The sequence below is a fragment of the Pirellulimonas nuda genome, from assembly GCF_007750855.1.
Lineage (GTDB): Bacteria > Planctomycetota > Planctomycetia > Pirellulales > Lacipirellulaceae > Pirellulimonas > Pirellulimonas nuda.
Map to the genome: position 1 here is coordinate 3,847,286 of NZ_CP036291.1, position 21,491 is coordinate 3,868,776.

The following is a 21,491-nucleotide window of genomic DNA, read 5'->3' on the forward strand; positions in this document are numbered from 1 at the left end:
TGTGGTCGGCGTCGTTCTTGCAATCGCAAGCAAAGCATAGGGATGAGAGGACCCGGCCGTCGACCCCGAGCAAAGAGGCAACGCCCAGCGGCCGGCGCCGATCAGACCTGCCGGACCAAACCGCGTGAGCCCAGCAGCCCTACCAGCCGCCGCGCCGGCCCCACCCACAGCTCAAGGGACCCTGCAAAATAGCCAGTTCGCCCCGCAGGGGTCAAGTCGCTGCCGGGGACAGAAGTTTCTTTCGACTTCTTCGAAGAATAATGTCCGGGTCTGAATCGAAGCGGCCTAATACTCATGGCCGATGCGGTCCGCTCTGGCGGATTCGTTGCGGCTGAGGGGCCTCACACTCGAGCCCGTCGTTCGGGGGCTGGTGTCGTGGCTCAAGGTGCTTTTGGCTATTCAGAGCGCTCGTTCAGGAGTGGGATCGTTGACGCCACCGTGGCGCTTAGATGCCGCGCGCCGAACCGGCTGCTGAGAGGGCGACGGCGGAAGAACCTACGTGGTCGCTCCGGAGCGGAGGCGCCGGCTTCCCTACGGACGACACCCTACAACAGAACTTGATTGACCTTGCTTGCGAGCGGAAGCTTGGCGAATCGGCCCTCGCGGCGACGCCCGCACCGCGCAATTCATTTGACCCCAACGGAACTTTGAGTTTTTTGTGGAGCTTGAGTCTTCGACTTGTTGGAGTGCACATCGTGCTGCTCGAGGCCGCCGAGCCGTTTCGGCGCATCTCGAAGAGTAACCGTGCCTTTTGTGGTCTTTTCCTCTGCAACTTGTTGCTTTTCCTTTTGAAGATGAGGGTGAATCTAATGAAGAGATTGGTGTACCGGCTCGGTCTACTGACCGCCACGCTTGGCATGCTGGCGACCGCTTCCCAGGCGTCCGCGGCGATTATCGCTAACGCCGCAGCAGACTACGTCGCCGCCGCGGGCAGCCCTACGGCTGCTCTGTTGGCGCCGCCGACCGGCTGGAGCTACCTTGGCTCTGACGCGGTCAACGGCGGAACCGAAACGGCGCTAACGGCCGGCGCGGTGGGCAACCAGGGCGCGGCCTATCAAGGTTTCGTCGGCGTCTCGACCGCAGGAACGGCGGCCGTCTACGGCACCAACACGGCCGACCCAGCAGAGTTCGAGATCTTTAGCAATGGCGACGCCAACGGCGGCGTTGTAGGCGCCGACCTGCTGCTGCACCCGGGTCAAGGCGGGAACGCCGATGAGTACGTGATCGTCCGCTATACGATCTCGGCTGCCGACGCCCTTGGCGCCGCCCCCGGCGCCGGCGTCATCTCGGGCAGCTTCCGAGACCTGATTGTGGGTGGAGGCGCGGCCGCGCAGTCGATTTCTGCCGCCGTATACCATAACAGCGCCTCTCTCTTCAGTGTCGCTGGCGGAACCGCCGCTCAGAATACACCGGGAGTTTTGACGCAAGCTGCTGGGTCGTTCAACCTGACAGGCCTCACGTTCGCAGAAAACGATACAATCGACTTTGTGGTCGGCATCAACGGCCATTTCGGCGCCGATGAAACGGCGCTCCAAGCGACTATTTCAACAGTACCCGAGCCCGCCTCGTTGGCGCTGCTTGCGATCGGCTGCATCGGTTTGGTGGCCCGTCGACGCTAATGGCGGATGGACGCTCAATCTTGATGGGGCCACGTTCTGCGGCAGCGGGGCGTGGCCCCCATCACTTGGAAGCAGATCACTTGGAAGCAGATCACTTGGAAGCAGATCACTTGGAAGCAGATCACTTGGAAGCAGAGCCCGTAGACGCAGAGCCCGTGGGCGGAGCGGAGCGGCGCCTGCCGCTAAGCGGGAGGTTCTCGCCGGGGGAGTAGTCCCGGAGAAATTTCATGACACTCATTCGAGACCGGAGTCCTTCATGGACGGAACAAACAAAAGGCGTTGTATGAAGTCGATCGCCCCTGGTTGTGGAGCCTCTGGCCGTGTGCGCGGCCTCGGCTTCACGCTCGTTGAGCTGCTGGTCGTCATCGCGATCATCGGCATCCTGGTCGCCATGCTGCTTCCCGCGGTCCAGTCGGCGCGGGAGTCGGCGCGGCGGGCGATGTGCACGAACCATCTCAAGCAGATCGGGATCGCGCTGCACAACTGCCACGACGTTCACCAGAAGTTCCCCCAGGCCGGCGGCTACTTCCCCCGCGTAACCTCCACTCCCTCGGCGGTTGGGCCCGCGGTGTTGAGCTCCGCCCAGTACTTCCTGCTCCCGTTCATGGAGGAATCGGTCCTGTACGAAACCATCGGCAACGAGACCCCCTCCGCGAGCAAGAGCACGCAGAACACCGCCACGCTCTTCTTGGCGAACAACCCGTACGGGGTGCCGCCGGCGGGCTACCTGTGCCCTTCGGACCAGAGCTCGGACACGCCGGGCATCAATTCATGGTCGAACGGCAATCAGTTTGGCACCACCAGCTACGTCGCCAACGTTCAGGCGCTTGGCAACTACTACCAATCGAACAAGACGGCGCTGCAGCCGTTTAAGGACTCGTACATGAAGTTCGCGAAGGCAACCGACGGCTCCAGCAAGACCGTGGTGTTCGCCGAGCGGTACTATGTCTGCCCGACCCCTTCGGAGCAGGCCAACGGCCGCACGGCCTGGCTGGGAACGCTCCCCACCCCCAACGACCCGGTGTTCTCTTGGTGCATCAAGGAGGGCTCGGTAGTGAGGCCGCTGATCGAGCCGCCGCAGATCTCGCCAGACCCGATCGATTGCAACAAGAACACCACTCAAACCGCCCACCCCGGCGCCATGAACATCCTCATGATGGACGGCAGCGTGCAGACCGTGGGGGGCGACGTTGAGGATGACGAGTGGTCGTTCATGATCCTGCCCCAGGACGGCGGCGACAACAGTGTGCTGAACCTGTACAGCAACTGCCCAGAGGCAGCGGCCGCCGGCAGCGGCGGGCCGGTGCTCTAGCCCGTCTCGACCCAGAACAGCAGGCCGCACCGGGCGTCTCGCAATCCCGCAGGAACGTCAAGCAGTGGAACAAGAGGTCTAGATGAAGAGAAACAGAATGGCGCTCGCGCTCGCCGCGGTGTTGCTGGTGTGCGGCGGGTGCTCCGAGAAACCCATCGTTCCTTCCAACCGGACGAGGGTCTCGGGGGTCGTGCTGCTGGACGGTCAACCGCTCAAGGGGGGGACGGTTGGCTTCACGCTTGCCACGCCCCCGCACTCGAGGGGGTCCACCGGGATCCGCTCCGATGGCACGTTCACCATTACCGCGGCGCCCAAGGGAGAGTGCCTGGTTACGGTGGAGACAGAATCGCTCCTGCTCGGATCGGAGTCGAGCTACGTCAAGATTCCACGCGAGTACTCCGACCCCAAGAAGTCTGGCCTGAAAGCGACGATCACCCCTGAAGGGGGCGAATTCACGTTTGAGTTGAAGTCGAAGCGCTAGCCGTTGCAGGCGAGTCTGGGCTAGCGGCACGGTACGCCGGAGCGGGAGAGCGCGTCGGTGGCGGCGACAGCCGCAGCGCAGCCTCACGGCGGGCGTCGTCTGCTCATCTCTTTGATACTTTTCGATTGAGGCAGGAGCGATAGTTATGAATACTTTTGCAGTCCGAGTTGGCCTGCTGGTCGCCATGTTTTGCGTCCAAGGGGTTGTGTCCCGCACCGACGCAATGGTGATCGCCGACGCCGCGGCGGACTACGTCGCTGCCGCCGGCGGCCCCACCACCGCGTTGACCACGCCGCCTCCTGGCTGGAGCTACCTGGGCGCCGATGCGGCCAACGGCGGCGCCGAGGTGACGCTTACCGCGGGTCAAGTCGGGAACGTGGACCCTGCCTATCAAGGCTTCGTCGGCGTTTCTGGCTTCGGAACGGCGGCCGTCTATGGCACGAACACCGCGGACCCAGCGGAGTTCGAGATTTTTAGCAATGGCGACGCCAACGGCGCGGTTGTCGGTACGGACCTGCTGCTCCACCCAGGCCAAGCTGGTAATGCCGATCAGTTTGTCATCGCTCGCTACACGATTTCCGCCGCCGACGTCGCGAATTCTGCTGGTTTGACTGGCGTCATCTCTGGCAGCTTCCGGGAACTGGTCGTTGGGGGGGGCGCGGCCGCCCAGTCGGTGAGCGTCGAAATTTTTCAGAACGGGGCCTCCCTCTTCTCTGCTCTTGGCGGAACAACAGCTCAGGGAACGCCAGGAATATTGGAGCAATCTGCTGGAAGTTTCAACCTGACGGGCCTGACGTTTGCCCAGAACGATACGATCGACTTTGTGGTAGGGATCAACGGGCACTTTGGCGCCGACGAGGCGGCGCTTCGTGCGACGATCTCACTTGTGCCCGAGAACGAGGTAGACGTTTCGGCCTCCCTGGAGATCGATCGCGACACGGGCTCGATAGCGATCAAGACGTCCGTGGGCGTGACTCCGTTGAATATCCTTGGCTACAAGATCTCCTCGCCGTCGCGGTCTTTGGACCGCGGCGCGTGGCGGTCGATCGCAGGAAACTACGATGTCGGCAACCCCGGCCCCAATCAGCTCGACCCCAACGACGCGTGGACGGAGCTGACCGCGGACCCGGGCGACGGTTCGGAGCTCAGTGAGCTAGAAACCGACGGCGGCGACGGGGCGTTTCTCGCGGCGTCGCTGGACATCGACCTCGGCAGCGGAGACGGGTCGACCACGTTCGGACCTTGGCTTCAGAACCCGGTAGAAGACGTTCGGGCGGAACTGCTCCTTAGCGGCGGCGCCGTGCTGTCGATCCCGGTCAGCTTCGTCGGGAACAACGGCGCAGCGTTCGAGCGATCGGACCTCGACTTCGACGGCGACATCGATACCGACGACTGGATGGTCTATCGCGACGGCCTGGACACCGACCTTGCTGGCTTGCTGCCGGCGTTGGCCTATCAGGCGGGCGACCTGGACGGCGACTTCGACAACGACGTCGAGGACTTCGCGATCTTCAAGGCCGATTTCGAGAACGCGAACCCCGGGATGACGCTCGCGAGCGCGCTCGCCGTGCCGGAGCCGGCCGGGGCGTCTTGCCTGCTGGTGGGGGCGGCGGCCTTGCTGTTGCTCAGCAGGCGGAAGGGCGATTGCGACCCCTGCAATCAACACGACGAAGTTAACCTAGAGAGGAGTTCAGCCGTGCGACAACGAAGAAGGCTTCTGGCGGCCCGGGTGCTGCCCTCCTGCCTGGCGGCAGGCATCGCGATTGGCGCCGCCTCCAGCAGTTCGGCCCAAGTGATCGCCGACGCCGCGGCGGACTACGTTACCGCCGCCGGCGGCCCTACCGGCGTGTTAACGACGCCGCCGACAGGCTGGAGTTACCTCGGCGCCACTGCGGCCAATGGCGGGACGGAGGTGGCGCTTACCGCTGGTCAAGTCGGCAACGTGGGCGCCGCCTACCAAGGTTTCGTAGGCGTTTCTACCGCGGGAACGGCGGCCGTTTATGGCACGAACACCGCCGGCTCGGCGGAGTTCGAAATCTTCGGCAATGGAGAGGCCAACGGCGCGGTGGTGGGCGCCGACCTGCTCCTCCACCCGGGTCAAGGAGGCAACGCCGATGCGTTCGTCATCGCCCGCTACACGATTTCCGCGGCCGATGTGCTAAATGCTGCCGCGGGCTCGGGCGCCATCTCAGGCAGCTTCCGAGACCTGATTGTTGGCGGAGGCGCGGCCGCCCAGTCGATTTCTGCCGCCGTGTATCAGAACAACACCTCTCTCTTCAGTACGGCCGGCGGAACCGTCGCCCAGGGCACGCCGGGGATACTGACGCAAGCCGCCGGCACGTTCGACCTGACAGGCCTCACGTTTGCGGAGAACGATACGATCGACTTTGAGGTCGGGATCAACGGTCACTTCGGCGCCGACGAGACGGCGCTCCGGGCGACGATCACGCTCGGACCGCCGATCAACGTGCTTAAGATCGTCGCGAACCCCCTGACCGGCGCGCTATCGTTGCAGAACCCCAACGCGAATGTTGACTACGACATCGACTTCTACACGATCAAGAGCGACGCCATGGCGCTGTCGTTCGACGGGTGGAACAGCCTGCAGGACCAGAACCGGTCCGGGTTTCCTGCCGGCGACGGGTCCGGCAACGGCTGGGAGCAGTCGGGCGGCAGCGACGACGGAACCCTGACCGAGGCCTACCTGACCGGCAGCTCCACCGTCGAGGCCGGCGCGTCCATCCCGTTGGGGTTGGCGTTCGACCCGTCGGTGTTCGGCGCCGCGAACGACGGGGATCTTACCTTCGAGTACCGCCTGGCCGGGACCGGTCAGGTTATCACCGGGACCGTCGAGTACGACAGCTCGGTCCTTCCAGGCGACTTTAACGCAGACGGATTGGTCAACGCAGCGGACTACACGGTCTGGCGTGACAACCTCGGCGCAGCGGACGAATCGTCCCTAAACGGCGCCGGCAGCAACTCGGGCGGCGTCGATCAAGCCGACTACGCACTGTGGAAGAGCAGCTTTGGGCAGCCGGCGGCCTCGGCCGTCGGATCGGCCGCAACCGCGGCGGTGCCCGAACCCGGCGCGATCGCGCTCGGCCTGTTCTGCCTGTTGGCGGCCGCCACGCTGGCGGCGCGTGGTCGTGCGGGCGGCGCCGCGTCTGGGCGATCTCTCGCGGCCCTCGGCGTTGGCGTGCTGGTGGCCCTGTCGGCCGGCCCGCTGCAGGCGGGGGTGACGAACGACCGCCTCCTGCTGTTCGGCGAAGGCGCGGCCGGCGCCGGCGGGGCGGTTCCCGAGAATGGGGCCCCGGGCGTCGTTGTCGGCGCCAACGTCTCCAACCCGGCCGCGGGGGACACGGTCGACAACCAGGGCCCCAGCGGTGCGTACCTGGGACTCAACCAGGACGGGTCGCCCCAGTACGTGAACGTCAACTCCGGGCCGCTCGCCAGGGGGGGAACCAGCCCGGGCGACGTCGGCATCCGTTTTGACGGCACGGACGACAGGCTTACGGGGCTGCCCCTGAACCGGCCGGACGAGCTCGCCGACCTCGTGTTGCTCGCCAGCGGCTCCACCTACCCGATCAACTACGACGGGATCGCCGCGCGGGGCCTCCAGCTCTGGGTCTACCCCGACGCTTCGGCACTCGGTTCGGTCGGCGCCCCGACCAGCTTTCAAAGCGTGGTGTTCGATACGCTCCAGAGCGGCGGGCCGGCGATTACCGCAGAGGGAAAGTGGACGCAGACCAATGCCGGGCGGATCAACGGCTCGAACGCCATTCCAGCCACGGTCGCTGTCCCCGCGGGTAACACGTGGTACCACGTGATGCAACAAGTCTACGCGCACGGCGCAGCGGGGAGCCCCAAGGTCGTCCCTGGCAGCGGCGCCGCCCAAGCGTTCACCAGCGTGCTCTACGTCGATGGCGTCGCGGTATCCGCCAACAACGGCAACATCGCCCTAGGGGGGACCAACAACTACACGACCGAGCTCGTGGTGGGCGCCTCGCAGGTGGCGAACGACGGCATCAACCCGCTCTACGGAAACTACTTCTCGGGGGCCGTCGACAACCTCAGCATGTATGTCTACGGCGACAACGAGACCGGAACGCCCGGCGTTCTTTCGGACGGCGAGGACTGGGGAGACTTCGACCTGTTCTCCGACAACGCCTGGATCGCCAACGCGATCGCCCAGATTCCCGGTGGTGAGCTCAAGCAGGGCGACGTCAACCGCGACGGCGACATCGACCAGCTCGACGTCGATAGCTTCGTGCTCGGCTGGGGCAGCGAGAACCACATTGCCGGCGCCACGAACACCCTGATCGTTGGCGACTGGAACACGTGGCTCGACGGCGACATGAATCACGACGGCGTCACCGACCTGTTCGACGCCTACATCCTCCATGAATCCTTGCGCACCACGCCGCTGGGTGGTCTTGACTTCGCGCTCCTGGTGAACCCGGTGCCGGAGCCGGCGTCGCTGGTTCTCATCGGCGTGGCCGTCAGCGGGGTGCTTGCCGTCTGCCGCACGAACCGAAGTACGGGCCAGGACGCCCGCGAGCAACGCGTCGCACAGCGTGGCTGCTGTGAAACGGGCTGCTGAAGCAGCCGCTCGTTTGCGTGTGTGACGACCGGCGACCGCTTGCCGCGCCGGCGGCTCCCCCCGCGTCCGCCGCCCGTCCGAAGCCGGCCACCCAAGCCGGCGCCATCCATGCAACGCACGACCCTGCCATCGGACCAAACGAGAATGAAGGCCTACCACGCAATCCTGGTGTTTGTCGGCGTCCTTGGCTCAGCAAGCGCGCTGCGGGCCACGGACCTGATGGAGGCGCCCGGCGTCGATAGTTTCTCCAGCGACTACCAGAACCCAACCCTGTTCGCCCTTGCCCCGGGCAGCAATTTCGTGTCGGGCCAGGTCGGACGGATCGTCGATGAGTTCACCGACTCGGGCGCCCTGCTGGAGAACGGCGCCGACGCGGGCACCGATGGCGACTACTTCAGGTTGATCGTGCCCGGCGGCTACAGGCTCGAGCAGATCTTCGTCAATCGATACAACGACTTCGGCCGTGGCTTCGCGGCCTACGCGCCGGGCGACGCCTTCGCTCCCCCCGTCGACCTGGGCGGCGGCAACGTGTTCTACCCGTTCGCGGACGCCGCTCTGTTCGACGGCGCCACCGACTTCGAGCCCCTGCCCCCCAACCCGTTGTTCCGAGGGGGTCACCTCCCGGTCGACCCCGGGGACGGCGGGTTCAACGTCGACTTCCTCCCCGCCGGTTCCTACGCGTTGTTGATTCAAGAGAACCAGATCTCGACGGTGGACTACGAGTTGCATTTTGTCGTAACCGCGGTTCCAGAGCCGGCCTCGGCCCCTCTTGCGCTGCTGCTCTTGCTCGGCGCGTGCGCGCGACGCAGGCGGAGCGCCCGGCAAACGCGTCAAGCAGCAAGCGCCGAGCCTGCGGCGCGGCACTCACTTTCATAGCAGCAGGTACACGATGGCACTGCCCCTACTAGCCCCAGCCGCGATCCCCGACCGCCGGTCCAGGCGCTGCCTGCCGCCGCTGCTCTGCATCGCCGCTGTGTTGTCGCCCGGATACTGCAGCGCCCAGACGCTGGTCAACGACTTGAACGGCACGCTCTCGCTGGGGGGCGCCATTTCGAGCGGCGTCTCGGGCATCGTCGGCCAGATCGCGTTCGCGCCGGGGGACGCCTCCCACGTCTACGTCGGCACGTTCGGAGGCGGCATCACCCGGTTTGACTACAACCCCGCCTCGCCAACGTTCCTGTCCAACCCGCTCACCGCGGCGCCAACCGCCACGACCTCTTCTGGCGGCGTGATTGGCACCGGGGGGACCAACGGCAACGGTGGGTTCAACGGGACCTTGGGGCTAGCCTTCCACCAGGACCCGGTGCTGGGGACCGTCATGTACCTGGCCCCGGCCGTGCGGTTCAAGGCTTCCGACATGGAGCCCCTGCTGCAGCCGATCGTCCGTCTGAACGACGCCGACGGCGATGGCGTCTTCGGCAACGGCGCCGACCTGAACCAGACCATCGTGTCGGACATCGCCGTGACGAGCGTCCACCAGGTCAATCAGCTCCAGGTCCGCGGCAATACGCTCTACGTAAACATCGGCGTGCGCACGCAGAACGGGGGCCAGACCGCCGCGCAGAACATGGCGATCGGCGGCACCGGCGTCGATCAAAGCAACCCTGGAGAGACCGCTTACACGGGAACGCTCAGCTTCATCGAAGACCTCACGGCCCTCTCGTCGGACACAACCACCACCAACATCTCCGGTTTTACTATTGTGGACGTCACGGGCGACGGCGTCGTCAACGACCTCGACGTGCGGGCCGACGTCCAGCCCTTTACGAGCACCGACCCAAGCAAGCTGCGCGTCTTCTCGACCGGGTTTCGCAACAACTACGGCCTGGGGATCGATGACTCGGGCGAGATCTGGGTCAGCTACAACCAGAATGAGAACCCAACCCTGCCGGATGAGCTCCATCGCAGCGTAACGTTCCAGTCGGACCACGGCTTCTTCAAGGGGAACAATATCGTGGGGGACTGGAAGGTCTCTGGCGATGAGCACCCTTCGCTGCAGATGGACGCGTCGCAACTCGCGATCGACGCGGGATACTTCAACCCCGCGAACAGCGCTACCGCCTTCCAGACGGTGGGGAACCACGTCGCGGCGGGGGGCCTCGATTTCTTCCGGGGCGACGTCGCGGACCCCGACCTGGCGGGCGACGTGCTGATGGCCCGCAACTCCGGGAGCGGGCGAGACGTCTTGTACATCGACCGCGAAACCGGGGCCACCACCGTGGTGCTCGAGGGCCTGACCGCGGCGTTGGAGGTCGCTCGGGACCCCTTCGGCAACTTCCTCGCCGGCGGCAATGGAGTCATCTCCTTGCTGCTGGTCGACTCGGGCAGCGTCTTTGGCGACCTCGACGGCGACCAGCAGGTGCTGGCTTCGGACTGGATGATCTTCCGCACCTACCTGGATACGGACGTTTCGCTGCTCACCCTGGAGCAGGCCGCGCTGCGTGGCGACCTCGACGCGGACCTCGATATCGATGTTCACGACTTCGCGCTGTTCAAGACGGCCTTCGAACAAGCCAACGGGCCCGGCAGCTTCGCATCGCTTGGCGTGCCCGAGCCCAACAGCCTTGGCCTAGCGCTGCTGTCGCTGACCGGGATCATGCTTCGCAAGACGCGTCGCGGCGCCCGCGAGCGCCGTCGCGCGGCCAGCATGCAGCCCCCACCCCCTGCCCCGCGCCGTTCTGCCCCTACGCCGCTTTCGCCTTGAGTCTGCTTCCTTTGAATCTGTGGTCTCTCAATGAAATGTGAAAGAACAATGATGCCCCGCGATCGACGCCGCTTCCCGATGGTCCTCACGCTTGCGCTGCTTGCCCAGGGGTTCGCCCCCGCCGCGATGGCGGCCGAACAGCCCGGCGGAGCCATTACCTTCGGGTCACTGCTGCAAGAAATGGTCAGCCGCGACGAGGTGGCGCGGTTCCCCCGGCACGATTTTCGGTTGAAGCAAGACAGCAGCTACAACCGCGTCTCGACCAAGCCGGAGCCCCCAAGAAACGAGCCGAAGGGCTGGTTCGCCAACCACGACTTCAACTCCAGCGACAGGGACAAGAACTTCATTCGGATCGAAGAGAATGGAGGCAGGAAAGAGTGGGTGTTGATGGAGGACACGGGGCCAGGGGCGATCGTACGGACCTGGATGCCCTGGAAGGGGCAAAGCAAGCCCACCAGCTCGACCATCATCCGCTTCTACCTCGACGGCCAGGACGAGCCGGCCATCGAAGGAAACGAGTTTGAGCTCTTCCAGGGCGCCGGCATCGCGCCGTTCCCGCTCGCCCACCAATCGCTCCGGTCGGCGGTGTCGTTTCTGCCCATCCCCTACGCCAAGGGCTGCAAGGTAACCGTTTCGGAGCGCCCGTTCTTCTACCAGTTCACCTACCGCAAGTATCAAGAGGGCGCGCCGGTCACGACCTTCCGCATGGAAGACCTGGCGGCCAACGCCACTCTGATCCGCGACACCTGCGCCACGCTGCTCGCCCCGACCACCAGCGCTGCGTCCCCGGCCGAGCCGAAGCTGGCCGGCAAGCTCGAGTCTGGCCAAGAGATGTCCCTCAAACTGACCGAAGGAACGGCCGCGGTGCGCGGGTTGTCGGTCTGGCTCGGCGGCTACGACGACCCGAACGTGACGCGGTCGGTCGTCCTGAAGATGGAGTTCGACGGCAAGCAAACGGTGTGGTGCCCGCTGAGCGAGTTCTTCGGCACGGGGGTCGGCCTGAACCCGTTCCAGGGGTGGTACCGCACCGTCGCCAACGACGGCACGATGTCGAGCCGGTGGGTGATGCCGTACCGCGAATCGGGCGCTATTTCAATCGTCAACCTGGGCGCAGAACCGGTCGAGTTCGAGCTGAAGGCCTCGATCGGCGATTGGCAATGGGACGACCGGTCCCTGTACTTCCACGCCGCGTGGCGTGGGCAGTACCCGGTGCCGACCCGCCCCTTCTCGGACTGGAACTACGTGACGCTCAAGGGACGCGGCGTCTTCGTCGGCGACACGCTGACGGTGCTCAATCCGGTCGAGACTTGGTGGGGGGAGGGTGACGAAAGGATTTTCGTCGACGGCGAGGGCTTCCCGTCCATCTTTGGGACGGGCACCGAAGACTACTACGCCTATTCCTGGGGGGGGCGCAGCACCGACTTCTACGAGCACCCCTTCCACGCTCAGCCGCGGTGCAACGTGTACAACAAGCTGAACCGAAAATCGACGGACGAGCGCAATACGCAGGGGTTCAGCACCGAGACCCGCACGCGCGCCCTGGACACGATGCCGTTTGACGAATCGCTGCAACTCGACATGGAAGTCTGGTCGGGGACAGACTGCAACATGGGGTACGCCGCAGGGACGTATTGGTACGGCGACGCGCAGACCGTCTCCAACCAAGAGCCCGATCCGGACGGCGCCTTGGCGGTCCCGCCGCTGCCAGAGGAGATGCGCTGAACCGATGCGCAGGCGACAAGCGAGTTTACGACCGAGATACGAAACAGGGATAGACGACCGCAACCATGTTCAGATTCCATGAGACGGCCACGCGCATCCAGCGCGTAGGCAAATGCGTCGTGCTCGCCGCCCTCCTGGCGGCGGCGACGGACAACATGACCCTCGCCCAAACGGTCACGTTTGATTCGCTTCTCGACGACATGCTCGACCGCGATGCGTTGGCGGTGCATCCCAATGCGAACGCCAGTTTTACTCTCAAGCAGCGCAGCAGCTACGACCGCGGGTCCGTGGCGCCAGACCAGGCAGGGTGGTTCGCGAACAGCGACTGGTCGAACTACATCCGATCGGAGGTCAACCAGGGGAGGACCGAGTGGGTGCTACTGGATGAAACGGGCCCCGGCGCGGTCACACGGATCTGGGTCGGCGGACGACCCGAGCAAGCCGCCACGCTCCGGTTCTACCTCGACGGCAGCAGCACCCCTTTCTGGTCGGGCACGGCAGAAGACTTGGTCGGCAAGAACTCGGCCATGGGCGCCTACCTGTCTTGGCGATCGGTAGACGCGGACCTCACCCCCGCGGGCAACTCGCCGGGGCAAAACCTTTACGCGCCGATCCCCTACTCCAGCGGCCTGAAGATCACGTTCGACCACACGCCCGGCGGCACCTCGAACGGCCTGTGGTACAACATCAACTACCGCACCTACGAGCCCGGCGCCGCCGTCACCAGTTTCGACCCCAGCGAACCCACCGAAGCCGCCACCGCGGCCAAGCTGGCGGCCGTAAACTCACAACTGATGAGCCCGGACACGGCGCCGCGCGGCGCCGGACTCCAGCAGCACAGCACAACGGGCGCCCTGGGCAATGGCCAGGCCCTGAGCCAGGCCCTGACGGGCGCCAGCGCCGTCAAGCGGCTGAAACTCAACCTGCAAGCGGCCGACATGGCGGCCGCGATCAAAGACACGGAGCTGCAAATCTCGTTCGACGGCCGGACGACCGTGCGGGTCCCGGTCGGGCAGTTCTTCGGCTCGGGAACCAATCAGATCAACGAGGTTCAGGACTGGTACCGCACCGTCAACCCAACCTCCGGCGACATGACCTCCTACTGGACGATGCCTTTCCAAAACGCGGCAGACATCCGCGTGGTGAACAATGGCAGCCAGAACGTCACGGTGGGACTGGAGGTCGAGACCGGCGATTGGAACTGGACGGACGATTCCATGTACTTCCACTCCAACTATCGGAAGACAGACAGCCCCCTCGTTGGCGGCAACCACGAGGACTGGAACTTTGTATCGATCCTTGGTGAAGGCGTCTATGTGGGAGACACCTTCCAGATCACGACCGGCGAAGACAATAGTCCTGTTTGGTGGGGCGAAGGCGACGAGAAGATCTACGTCGATGGAGAGGCCTTTCCTTCGCACTTCGGCACCGGCACCGAAGACTACTACGGTTACGCCTGGGGAGGCAGGCACCCCGAGACCTTCAACCACGCCTTTGTTACTCAACCCGAGAGCGGGGCGAACAGAGCCGTTGGCACAACCGTCAATGGCCGCGTCCGCGCACTGGACACCATCCCCTTCGACGAGAGCCTGCACTTCGACATGGAGTTTTGGAGCAACGCCGGCGGAGACTACGACCTGTCGGTCGCCACCATGTGGTACGGCAAGCCGGGCGCGTTTGCTGTCGGCTATGAGAAGTTGGGCGACCTCAACTTCAACGGGACGCTTGACGTGCAAGACTGGGTCCTGTTCCGCAACGGCTTTGACACCGACCTAGCGGGATTGACCAAGGGCGACGCCTACCTTCGGGGCGACCTCGATCTTGACGGCGACGCCGACGTCGATGACTTCTCTCTGTTCAAACAAGCCTACGAGGCGGAAAACGGCGCGGGCTCCCTCGCCGCCGTCTGGGTGCCAGAACCGGGAGCGCTCCAATTGGCGGCGTTTGCGTCGCTGTCCCTGGCGATGAAGCACCTGGGCCGTGGCTCGCACCTCCACTCCAAGGACGTAAACAGTAATGACCGTCCGGCGCGTCTGGCCGTCCCGACTCCTGATCCCTACTAGCAACGAATCCAAGCCCAACACGGTTTCTCTGTTCCTTCGTTCAATGGAGCTTACTATGAAGACAAGACTGCTGTTAACGTCGTGCATTCTGGGCGCGATTGTGAGCAACACGCTGCCCATCGCTTCGGCCATCGTGATCGCTGATGCGGCAGGCGACTACGTGGCGGCTGCCGGTGGGAACACGGCCATCCCAACCGCCCTGCCAACGGGGTGGAGCTACTGGGGATCGTCGGCAACCAGCGGCGGGACGGAATTGGCGCTTGAGGTAAAGATAGTCGGCAACGCAGGCAACACAGGGTTTGGGGGCGCCGGTCAGTTCGGCACGCCGGCAGTCCTTGGTACGCATACAGAAGACCCCCTGAATGCGGATTATCAGTTTGAGATTTTTAGCGACGGATTTGATGGCAACCCGCCGAATGTTCCGGTAGGGAACCAAGGCGTGGTTGGCGTCGATCTGCTCCTTCATCCCGGCCCTACCGTTGACTTAAACGGCGTGGTTATCGCTCGATACACGATTCAGGCAGGTGATTTAGCGGCGGGCAATTCTGCTACCATTGCCGGTAGCTTCCGCGATCTCGCTGGAAGGAACACTGTAGTGGGCGGCAATCCCTCGGAGTCGGTAATGGTCGAAGTACTGCACAACGGAAGCTCGCTTTTTAGCGCCACCGGCGGGGAAACTGCGGGAACCAATGGCTATTTATTGCAAGCTAACGGTACGTTCAATCTGACTGGAATTTCGCTTACCGTAGGCGACACCATTGATTTTGCCGTCAACAACAACGGTAACTTTACGGGTGACGAAACCGCATTGCAGGCAACCATCGACGTGGGGGGAGGCGCGGGCGCAATCCCCGGCGACTTCAACGGCGACAGCATGGTCAACGCGGCGGACTACACCGTGTGGCGAGACAACCTCGGTGCCAATGAGAACGTCCTGCCGCCCGGCACAGGCGACGGGTCTGGGACGGTCGACGTGGGCGACTACACGACTTGGACGAACAGCTTCGGGCAACCGGCGATTGGGGCCATCGGATCGGCCGCGGTCCCGGAGCCTGGCAGCCTTGCCCTCCTGCTCTTCGGTTCTGTGGCGGCGTGCGGGGCAGCACGCCGACGCAGGATCGGCGCTGCCTAGCAGGAAAATCCGTCGCCGGCGTCGGATCGGCGTTCAATGACCGACCAAGGGGACGCCAGCAGTCCGTTTGACGGCGAACCGTTAGGCCAACGTGGCGAGGGCGGCTTAACTGGCAGACCGCAGCCACGCGGGGGTTCGTCTGCATTTAACGGACCGAAGAAGCGAACCTCGAAGGGGTGCACCGACCCCATGTTGGCGACCGTCGACTCCCATTTTTCGTCGGCGACCACGGCCACGTGCGTCAGGTCGCCCAGGTGGGTAAACACGTCGCCGATCTGCTTGCCGAAAGCGGTGAGATCAACCTCGGCGAGATTGCGGACTACCTTGAGGAACTTAAGCGTTCCGGGCCGCTCTGACGCGGCAACGAACCGCGGGACGACCTTCTGAACGTCGCTTTGCTTGATCGCCGCAGCCAGATGCGCACCTCGCGTCCGCGGTCGCCGGCGAGCTGCACCCCGCCGACCCCGTTGATCCCCTACAGGCGCGGCTTGAGCACGTCGTCGGCGTAGCGCGTGAGATCGCCGATCGACGCGTCCCCCGCCAGCACGATCCCCAGGATCGGCGCCGCGTCGGGGTCGAACTTCTCCACCACGGGCGCCTCGGCGTCGGTGGGCAGTTCCGACTGCGTTGCGGCCACCTTGTCGCGGACGTCTGGCGCCGCCACGTCGATGTCGCGGTCTAGGTCGAACTCCAAGAAGACCTGCGACACCCCTTCACGCGACTCGCTCCGCATCGACTTAGGAACCGCTCAAAAACAACTCCCTCATTTCACCACACTGCGTGCGCGGTGTAGTTGAGTGAGGGCAAGAGGGCGTCTCGGATGATTGGTTCGTTGCGGAGGAAGTCGTTGCTCGCCTTGACGCCTGCTTGGTACTTGCGTCGAGCTACTTCGACAACCACACGCAGGCCGGCCGCGGTCGTCGTGCGGGCCAGCGCCGCGCGGATCGTCTCGACCGAGCGGATCAGCACCGCACGCAGCGAGCGGGAGAGGTGGCAGAACAAGCGGTGGTCGATCGGGTTGTACTTCGAGCAGTACGGCGGCAAGTGCGCCACGCGGATGTCGCGGTTCAGCAGGCCGGCGACCCCGCACAGCCGCTCGCGGAACAGCCCCACCCGGTTGCCGTTGCTGCCGCCCGAGTCGGCCAGCACTAGCACCCCCGAGGCGTGCCAGTACCGCTTCTTCCCCAGCCGTATCCACCAGCGTCGGACCGCGTCGGCCGCCAGCTCGCCGGTGTCCGCTCCTTGGGCTAGCAGCACCAGCGCCTCGTTCGCCGCCAAGTCGTACACGCCGTACGGGATCACCTTGCCCGACCCTGCGCTGGGGAAGTCGTGGTCCAACGCTTTGACCTGGCCGTCGGTCCACGCCCGCCCGGGGCGGAAGAAGTCCCCCAGAAGCTCTTTCTTCTTGGTGTCGATGCTCAGCACGGGCCACCCCTTGGCTAGGTACTCGGCCTTCAGTCCGGCGATCCGCTCGAACTGAGCGTTGCGGTCGGGAGACTCGCCCAGGCACTTCGTTTTCACGGCCTGCCGGTGCGACAGCCCCAGCTCCTCACGCAGCAGCCGCGCCACCGTGTTGGGCGACATCTCGACACCCGACTCCGCCAGCTCGATGGCCAGCTCACGCGCCGTGCGGTTGGTCCACAGCCGGTCGGGCTCGACCGGCGAGCCGGCCGTGTGGACCTCGACCACCTGCCGCAATGCGTCGATCGCCTCGCAGCTAGCTGGCTTTCGGCCCCCCTTTTTTTCGGACCCGCCCCGCGGCCTCGTCCTCGGGGAGACGCTCGACCTCCTCCTCGGCAAAACGAATCGTCCCACGGTCGCACCCGAACAGCTCCGAAATGTAGGTCTTGCCGCCACGCCCCAGCTTCTCGGCCTCCACCGCCGCGTACCGCCGCCGGTCCTTTTCGGAGAGCGAGCCATAGAAGTTGACCATCCGCCGCTCGACATCCGCGTGATACAAACCCATCGCTACACCCTCCGTGTCGGGAACCAACAACGGCGGCATTCTACGCGATGGGAATTGAGGGAGTTATTTTTGAGCCGTTCCTAGGGGCGATGGGGGTGACGTCGGCGAGCGTCATGCCTATGCGGATTTCATCAAAGATCGACGTCATGGGGTCGGCGATGGAGATCAGGCTAAAGCCGGACTGGTCGAGGTCGACGCTCAGGGTTGAAAAAGGCGTCTCCGGCAGCGCAAGACCGGGGTCCGTGACCTGGTAGAGCGTCATGGTGTCGGTGGTTCCAAGGGCCGCGAAGTCGATCTTGCCCACGATGAAGGAGATTGTGTCGCCGACAAGGATCGGATCGCCGATGATGGCGGTGGTCAAGCCGTCGGCAGCGTCGTAGGCCACGCCTTGGATCGACATGGCGTCAAACGCCGATGCCGGAGGTCCTCCGAGGAATCCGACCCCAAAGGCGTTCCCGGCGTTGGCGGGAGCGCTGTTGGAGGACGCGTCCGCGAAGGCGGCATCACCGAAGATGAGCGTTCCGTAGGTGTTCACAGGAAACCCGCCGGCCCCGCCGACAAGCGAAGTGGGGTCCATCAGAACGCTGAACCAGATGGTGGAGTTGTCGGCCGTCAATTGCGTCTGAGCCGCCGCGGTTATCGAGCGGTTGATGACGCCCCTGCCGTTCCGGTCCTGTCGGTCGACCGATCCACCGACGACCTGCAGGCTGCCGAATCCCAGGCCGACGCCGATGTTGGTGTTCGCGGCGCCGGCGCCGGCGCCCGTGTCGCCGGTCCAAGCCCCATCGAACCCGACGCCGCCGTCCAGACCAACTACGTTGGCGCCGAGCGTGTAGTCGAATCCTTCATAGACCACGAGGTCCGCTTCGGCCGAGGCGGCGAAGTAGCCGGTGGTGAAGCACAGGGCTGCGCAGGCGGCAGCTCGCGACAAGGCAGGTCTGCTTGTCGATTCTCGCAGGTGGACAGGTTTCACAAGGCTAGCCTTAAGTCGGGGATGGTTAGAACGAAGGGTTTTCAGGTCGGGCGTTCGCCGGTGCGGGTCAGGCGGCGGAAATGCGTCGGTACGTCCGCAGGCCGACAAGCCCCCCCAGCGCGAGCAGCACGAGACTGCTGGGTTCGGGGATCGGCCGGGCGGGCGTTACGTCGGCCAAGGTGGCGCCGAAACGGATCTCATCAAAGACCGAGGTCATGGGGTCCGCGATCGAGACCAGGTTGAAGCCCGACTGATCCAGGTCAACACTCAAGGTTGCAAACGCGGCCGCCGGCAGAGCCAGGCCGGGGTCGGTGACGTTGTAGAGCGTCAAGGTGTCACTGGAACCATTGGCTGCAAAGTCGATCTTGCCGACGATGAACGATGTCGTGTCGCCGACCGCAAGCGGGCCGTCGGTTGAGAGGGTTCCCCCCGCGTAGGCAACGCCTTGGACTTCGATAAGGGAGAAATCGGTCCCCGCACCCGTGCCTACAAACCCAACCCCCAGCGCGTTGCCGGTATTGGCTGGGGCGCTGTTGGAAGAAGCGTCGGCGAAAGCGGTGTCGCCGAAGACGAGCGTTGCGTAGGTGTTGCCGGCAAATCCGCCATCTCCGCCGATAATGGCGGTTCGGTCCATCAGGAGGCTAAACCAGACGGTGGAGCCATCGGGAGTAAACTGCGAAAGTGGGCCCGCGGCAATCGTACGGTTGATGACGCCCCTGCCGGCCCGATTCTGTCGGTCGACCGATCCGCCGGCCACTTCCAGGGCGCCAAAACTCAGGCCCGTTCCGATTTTGGTGTTCGTTGTGCCGGCGCCGGCCGATTCGACGCCGGTCCACGCCCCATCGAACCCCACGCCGCCATTCTGACCCACGACATTGGCGCCCTCCGTGTAGTCGAACGACTCGTAAACGACCGCGGCGGCATCGACCGAGCAGGCCATGGCGAGCGCTGCGCAGAGCGCGCCTAGAGCGAGTGGCGAGTTCATAAGTAGATTCTCCGAGGTGCTAACTTTCACGAGACTAGTCCTAGGTCAAAGGTGCGTAACGAAGTTTGATGGGCTCGGTTCTTCTTGCCGACGATGGAGCAAACGTTCGATAAAGCCGAAGGCGCGAGCTCCTTGCAGGCCATTGGCTATGTCAAATAACGAATGCGATTGGCGTCCCATTGGTCAGGGAGGCGTCCTTGCACTAGCAGCGTAGCGCGGCCTACCCGACCGACGGACCCCTCACACCCGTCTCGGAATCGAGGTTGGCCAAGGCATTGCCGCTCTCGCCGGGACGTTCGCTGACTCAGGGCCGTTTCGCGGATGGCAAGCCGTGTTTCGGCAGCCGTGCGACGGGTATTACAGGGGGGGCTGCGCCTCTCGCCGTCGTCGTGCCCCCACGTGTTGGGGACCCGGCCGCAGAACCCGAGAGTAACCCCGCCGCGGCGGACGGGCGATTCGTTGCACCTCCAGCGGTCCGTGACCTTGTTGGCCGGGTTCGCCGGGGCGCTAGCAGCCTTCGCCATCGCTTCGCTCCTTCCTCGCAGCCTATCTTTGCGGGGATACGGGACCGGGTTGGTCCGCAAAGCTGTCGTGGCCAATCGGACATTCTTCACACAAGGTAGATTCCCATCATCTGAGGATCAAATACAATCAAACTTGCGGAAACCTATCAGATTGCGTTTTGCTCTCACCGACCCGTGGACGAATGGGTCAGAAAGGCAAAAAAACTCCTAACCGTGCGGCGCTTTAGCATGCAGAGCACCACGAAGCGGATCGCCGTGCCGATTGATTTGCAGTACGCCTACCCCTGGCACCATGAGACGTACCAGGGCATCCGCCAGTACGCCGACGAGTCAGGCTAGTCGAGCAGCGTAGACCCCCATCATTTCTCGCAGATCGAACCGCTCGATTTCTCGAGATGCGACGGGGTAGTTGGCCGGATCGACCTGGAGGTCTTGCAGGCGGCTCAGAAGGCCGGCATTCCCGTGGTATCGCTGGTATCGCTCCCCGGCTTCGACGATTTGCCGAGCGTGAAGCACGACATCCGCTCCGCGGCCCGCATGGCGGGGCAGCACCTGATTTCTTGCGGCTATCGTCGGCTGGCGTTTCTTGGGCATGAAGGGGCCGCAATAAACGCCCTGCTCCTGGAGTCGTTCGCCGAGCCCCTCAGGGCTGATGGCTTGCCTGAACCGGCCGTGTGCCTGCACGACCAGTACCTCGAAGACGAGTTGAAGCCGGCCGCGAGAACCCTCCGGAACCTGTTCGAGTGGCTGGAGGCCCTGGAGAAACCAGTGGGCATCCTTGTGCGGTCGCTGTTTGTCGCAAGGTTCATCGCGAAAAGCGCCGAAGACCAGGGGCTTCGCGTTCCGGAAGACGTGGGAGTCGTCGTCATGGATGGGGATCGAACGATTGTCCGCAGCGTTTCGCCCACGCTCTCTTCGATTGACTTCGACTTCCTCCGGCACGGGTATCTGGCCGCGGCGTTGCTCGACGAGCTGATGGCGGATCGTTCCGCCGAACCGAGGCATCGGTTCATCGCCCCCAAGCGGCTCATTGTGCGCGAGTCGACCAGCGTGTTCGTCTGCAATGACCCCAAGGTCCGGGAGGCCATGCAGTTTATTGCCGAGCACGTCCGCCGCAACGTGACGCCCGATGCGGTGGCAGGGCATCTGTGTGTGTCCCGGAGCACGCTCGAACGGCGGTTCCAAGAGGTCTTGGGAAAGACGGTCTTCAACGAGATCCGCCGGCTACGCGTTGAGAGCATGCAGCGGATGCTTGCCGAGACCGACAAGCCCATCGCCGCCGAGTGCGGCTTCACCGAAGCGAACAACTTCTCACGCTACTTCCGCAAAGAAACCGGCGAGACCCCCACCGCCTACCGCAAGCGGGCGGAATCGCGGGGAGCGGAGTGATCCACGCGCGACGGCGAGCTT

General features: G+C 64.4%; 16 protein-coding genes. 10 read left to right on the forward strand and 6 right to left on the reverse strand.

Features of this window, described 5'->3' with window-relative positions:
• Positions 1–809 precede the first annotated feature (809 nt).
• The 9 genes from Pla175_RS15010 to Pla175_RS15050 all read left to right on the forward strand — a co-directional run bounded on the left by Pla175_RS15010 (position 810) and on the right by Pla175_RS15050 (position 15,633).
• Entirely contained in the window at positions 810–1,619 is an 810-nt protein-coding gene (locus Pla175_RS15010) for a PEP-CTERM sorting domain-containing protein (protein ID WP_197526861.1), read from the forward strand.
• A 283-nt stretch (positions 1,620–1,902) separates the two neighbouring features.
• Positions 1,903–2,931, forward strand: coding sequence for a DUF1559 domain-containing protein (locus tag Pla175_RS15015; protein ID WP_197526862.1), 1,029 nt, complete (start codon positions 1,903–1,905; stop codon positions 2,929–2,931).
• Positions 2,932–3,013: 82 nt separating this feature from the next.
• Positions 3,014–3,412 (forward strand): DUF4198 domain-containing protein, encoded by a 399-nt coding sequence (locus Pla175_RS15020; protein ID WP_145286605.1) that lies wholly within the window; start codon positions 3,014–3,016, stop codon positions 3,410–3,412.
• Positions 3,413–3,557: 145 nt separating this feature from the next.
• Complete coding sequence (locus tag Pla175_RS15025; protein ID WP_145286608.1) at positions 3,558–8,012, forward strand: hypothetical protein; 4,455 nt, start codon at positions 3,558–3,560, stop codon at positions 8,010–8,012.
• 108 nt (positions 8,013–8,120) lie between these two features.
• Entirely contained in the window at positions 8,121–8,888 is a 768-nt protein-coding gene (locus Pla175_RS15030) for a hypothetical protein (RefSeq protein ID WP_145286611.1), read from the forward strand.
• A 13-nt stretch (positions 8,889–8,901) separates the two neighbouring features.
• Complete coding sequence (locus Pla175_RS15035) at positions 8,902–10,716, forward strand: hypothetical protein (protein ID WP_145286614.1); 1,815 nt, start codon at positions 8,902–8,904, stop codon at positions 10,714–10,716.
• A gap of 78 nt (positions 10,717–10,794) precedes the next feature.
• The gene (locus tag Pla175_RS15040; RefSeq protein WP_231953915.1) at positions 10,795–12,438 is read left to right on the forward strand and encodes a glycoside hydrolase family 172 protein; all 1,644 of its coding nucleotides are present in this window, start codon (positions 10,795–10,797) and stop codon (positions 12,436–12,438) included.
• A gap of 119 nt (positions 12,439–12,557) precedes the next feature.
• The gene (locus Pla175_RS15045) at positions 12,558–14,501 is read left to right on the forward strand and encodes a glycoside hydrolase family 172 protein (protein WP_145286618.1); all 1,944 of its coding nucleotides are present in this window, start codon (positions 12,558–12,560) and stop codon (positions 14,499–14,501) included.
• Between the two features lie 55 nt (positions 14,502–14,556).
• Positions 14,557–15,633 (forward strand): PEP-CTERM sorting domain-containing protein, encoded by a 1,077-nt coding sequence (locus Pla175_RS15050; RefSeq protein WP_197526863.1) that lies wholly within the window; start codon positions 14,557–14,559, stop codon positions 15,631–15,633.
• On the opposite strand, the gene Pla175_RS27180 is transcribed toward Pla175_RS15050, so the two are convergent.
• The 6 genes from Pla175_RS27180 to Pla175_RS15070 all read right to left on the reverse strand — a co-directional run bounded on the left by Pla175_RS27180 (position 15,630) and on the right by Pla175_RS15070 (position 19,557).
• Positions 15,630–16,049, reverse strand: a complete 420-nt coding sequence (locus Pla175_RS27180; RefSeq protein WP_391527868.1) for a SpoIIAA family protein — start codon at positions 16,047–16,049, stop codon at positions 15,630–15,632. The genes Pla175_RS15050 and Pla175_RS27180 overlap by 4 nt on opposite strands.
• Positions 16,050–16,108: 59 nt before the next feature.
• Complete coding sequence (locus tag Pla175_RS15055) at positions 16,109–16,366, reverse strand: efflux RND transporter permease subunit (protein ID WP_145286624.1); 258 nt, start codon at positions 16,364–16,366, stop codon at positions 16,109–16,111.
• A 35-nt stretch (positions 16,367–16,401) separates the two neighbouring features.
• Positions 16,402–17,448, reverse strand: a complete 1,047-nt coding sequence (locus Pla175_RS15060) for an ISAzo13 family transposase (RefSeq protein WP_231953916.1) — start codon at positions 17,446–17,448, stop codon at positions 16,402–16,404.
• Positions 17,351–17,638: a hypothetical protein gene (locus tag Pla175_RS26100; protein WP_197526865.1), complete on the reverse strand. Its 288-nt coding sequence runs from the start codon at positions 17,636–17,638 to the stop codon at positions 17,351–17,353. Before Pla175_RS26100 ends, Pla175_RS15060 begins: the two co-directional genes overlap by 98 nt.
• 1 nt (position 17,639) lies before the next feature.
• Complete coding sequence (locus Pla175_RS15065) at positions 17,640–18,530, reverse strand: hypothetical protein (protein ID WP_145286630.1); 891 nt, start codon at positions 18,528–18,530, stop codon at positions 17,640–17,642.
• 109 nt (positions 18,531–18,639) lie between these two features.
• Positions 18,640–19,557 carry a PEP-CTERM sorting domain-containing protein gene (locus tag Pla175_RS15070; RefSeq protein WP_145286633.1) on the reverse strand — a complete coding sequence of 306 codons (918 nt, stop codon included), beginning with the start codon at positions 19,555–19,557 and terminating at the stop codon, positions 18,640–18,642.
• An 896-nt stretch (positions 19,558–20,453) separates the two neighbouring features.
• On the opposite strand from Pla175_RS15070, the gene Pla175_RS15075 reads away from it, so the two are divergent.
• Positions 20,454–21,470, forward strand: coding sequence for a substrate-binding domain-containing protein (locus tag Pla175_RS15075; protein WP_261342835.1), 1,017 nt, complete (start codon positions 20,454–20,456; stop codon positions 21,468–21,470).
• Positions 21,471–21,491: the final 21 nt, after the last annotated feature.

Coding starts and splice junctions, on each gene's coding strand:
- Pla175_RS15010 (WP_197526861.1), top strand. CDS start 810: ATGAAGAGATTGGTGTACCGGCTCGGTCTACTGACCGCCACGCTTGGC.
- Pla175_RS15035 (WP_145286614.1), top strand. CDS start 8,902: ATGGCACTGCCCCTACTAGCCCCAGCCGCGATCCCCGACCGCCGGTCC.
- Pla175_RS15030 (WP_145286611.1), top strand. CDS start 8,121: ATGCAACGCACGACCCTGCCATCGGACCAAACGAGAATGAAGGCCTAC.
- Pla175_RS15025 (WP_145286608.1), top strand. CDS start 3,558: ATGAATACTTTTGCAGTCCGAGTTGGCCTGCTGGTCGCCATGTTTTGC.
- Pla175_RS26100 (WP_197526865.1), bottom strand. CDS start 17,638: ATGCCGCCGTTGTTGGTTCCCGACACGGAGGGTGTAGCGATGGGTTTG.
- Pla175_RS15070 (WP_145286633.1), bottom strand. CDS start 19,557: ATGAACTCGCCACTCGCTCTAGGCGCGCTCTGCGCAGCGCTCGCCATG.
- Pla175_RS15015 (WP_197526862.1), top strand. CDS start 1,903: ATGAAGTCGATCGCCCCTGGTTGTGGAGCCTCTGGCCGTGTGCGCGGC.
- Pla175_RS15040 (WP_231953915.1), top strand. CDS start 10,795: ATGGTCCTCACGCTTGCGCTGCTTGCCCAGGGGTTCGCCCCCGCCGCG.
- Pla175_RS15020 (WP_145286605.1), top strand. CDS start 3,014: ATGAAGAGAAACAGAATGGCGCTCGCGCTCGCCGCGGTGTTGCTGGTG.
- Pla175_RS15055 (WP_145286624.1), bottom strand. CDS start 16,366: ATGCGGAGCGAGTCGCGTGAAGGGGTGTCGCAGGTCTTCTTGGAGTTC.
- Pla175_RS15050 (WP_197526863.1), top strand. CDS start 14,557: ATGAAGACAAGACTGCTGTTAACGTCGTGCATTCTGGGCGCGATTGTG.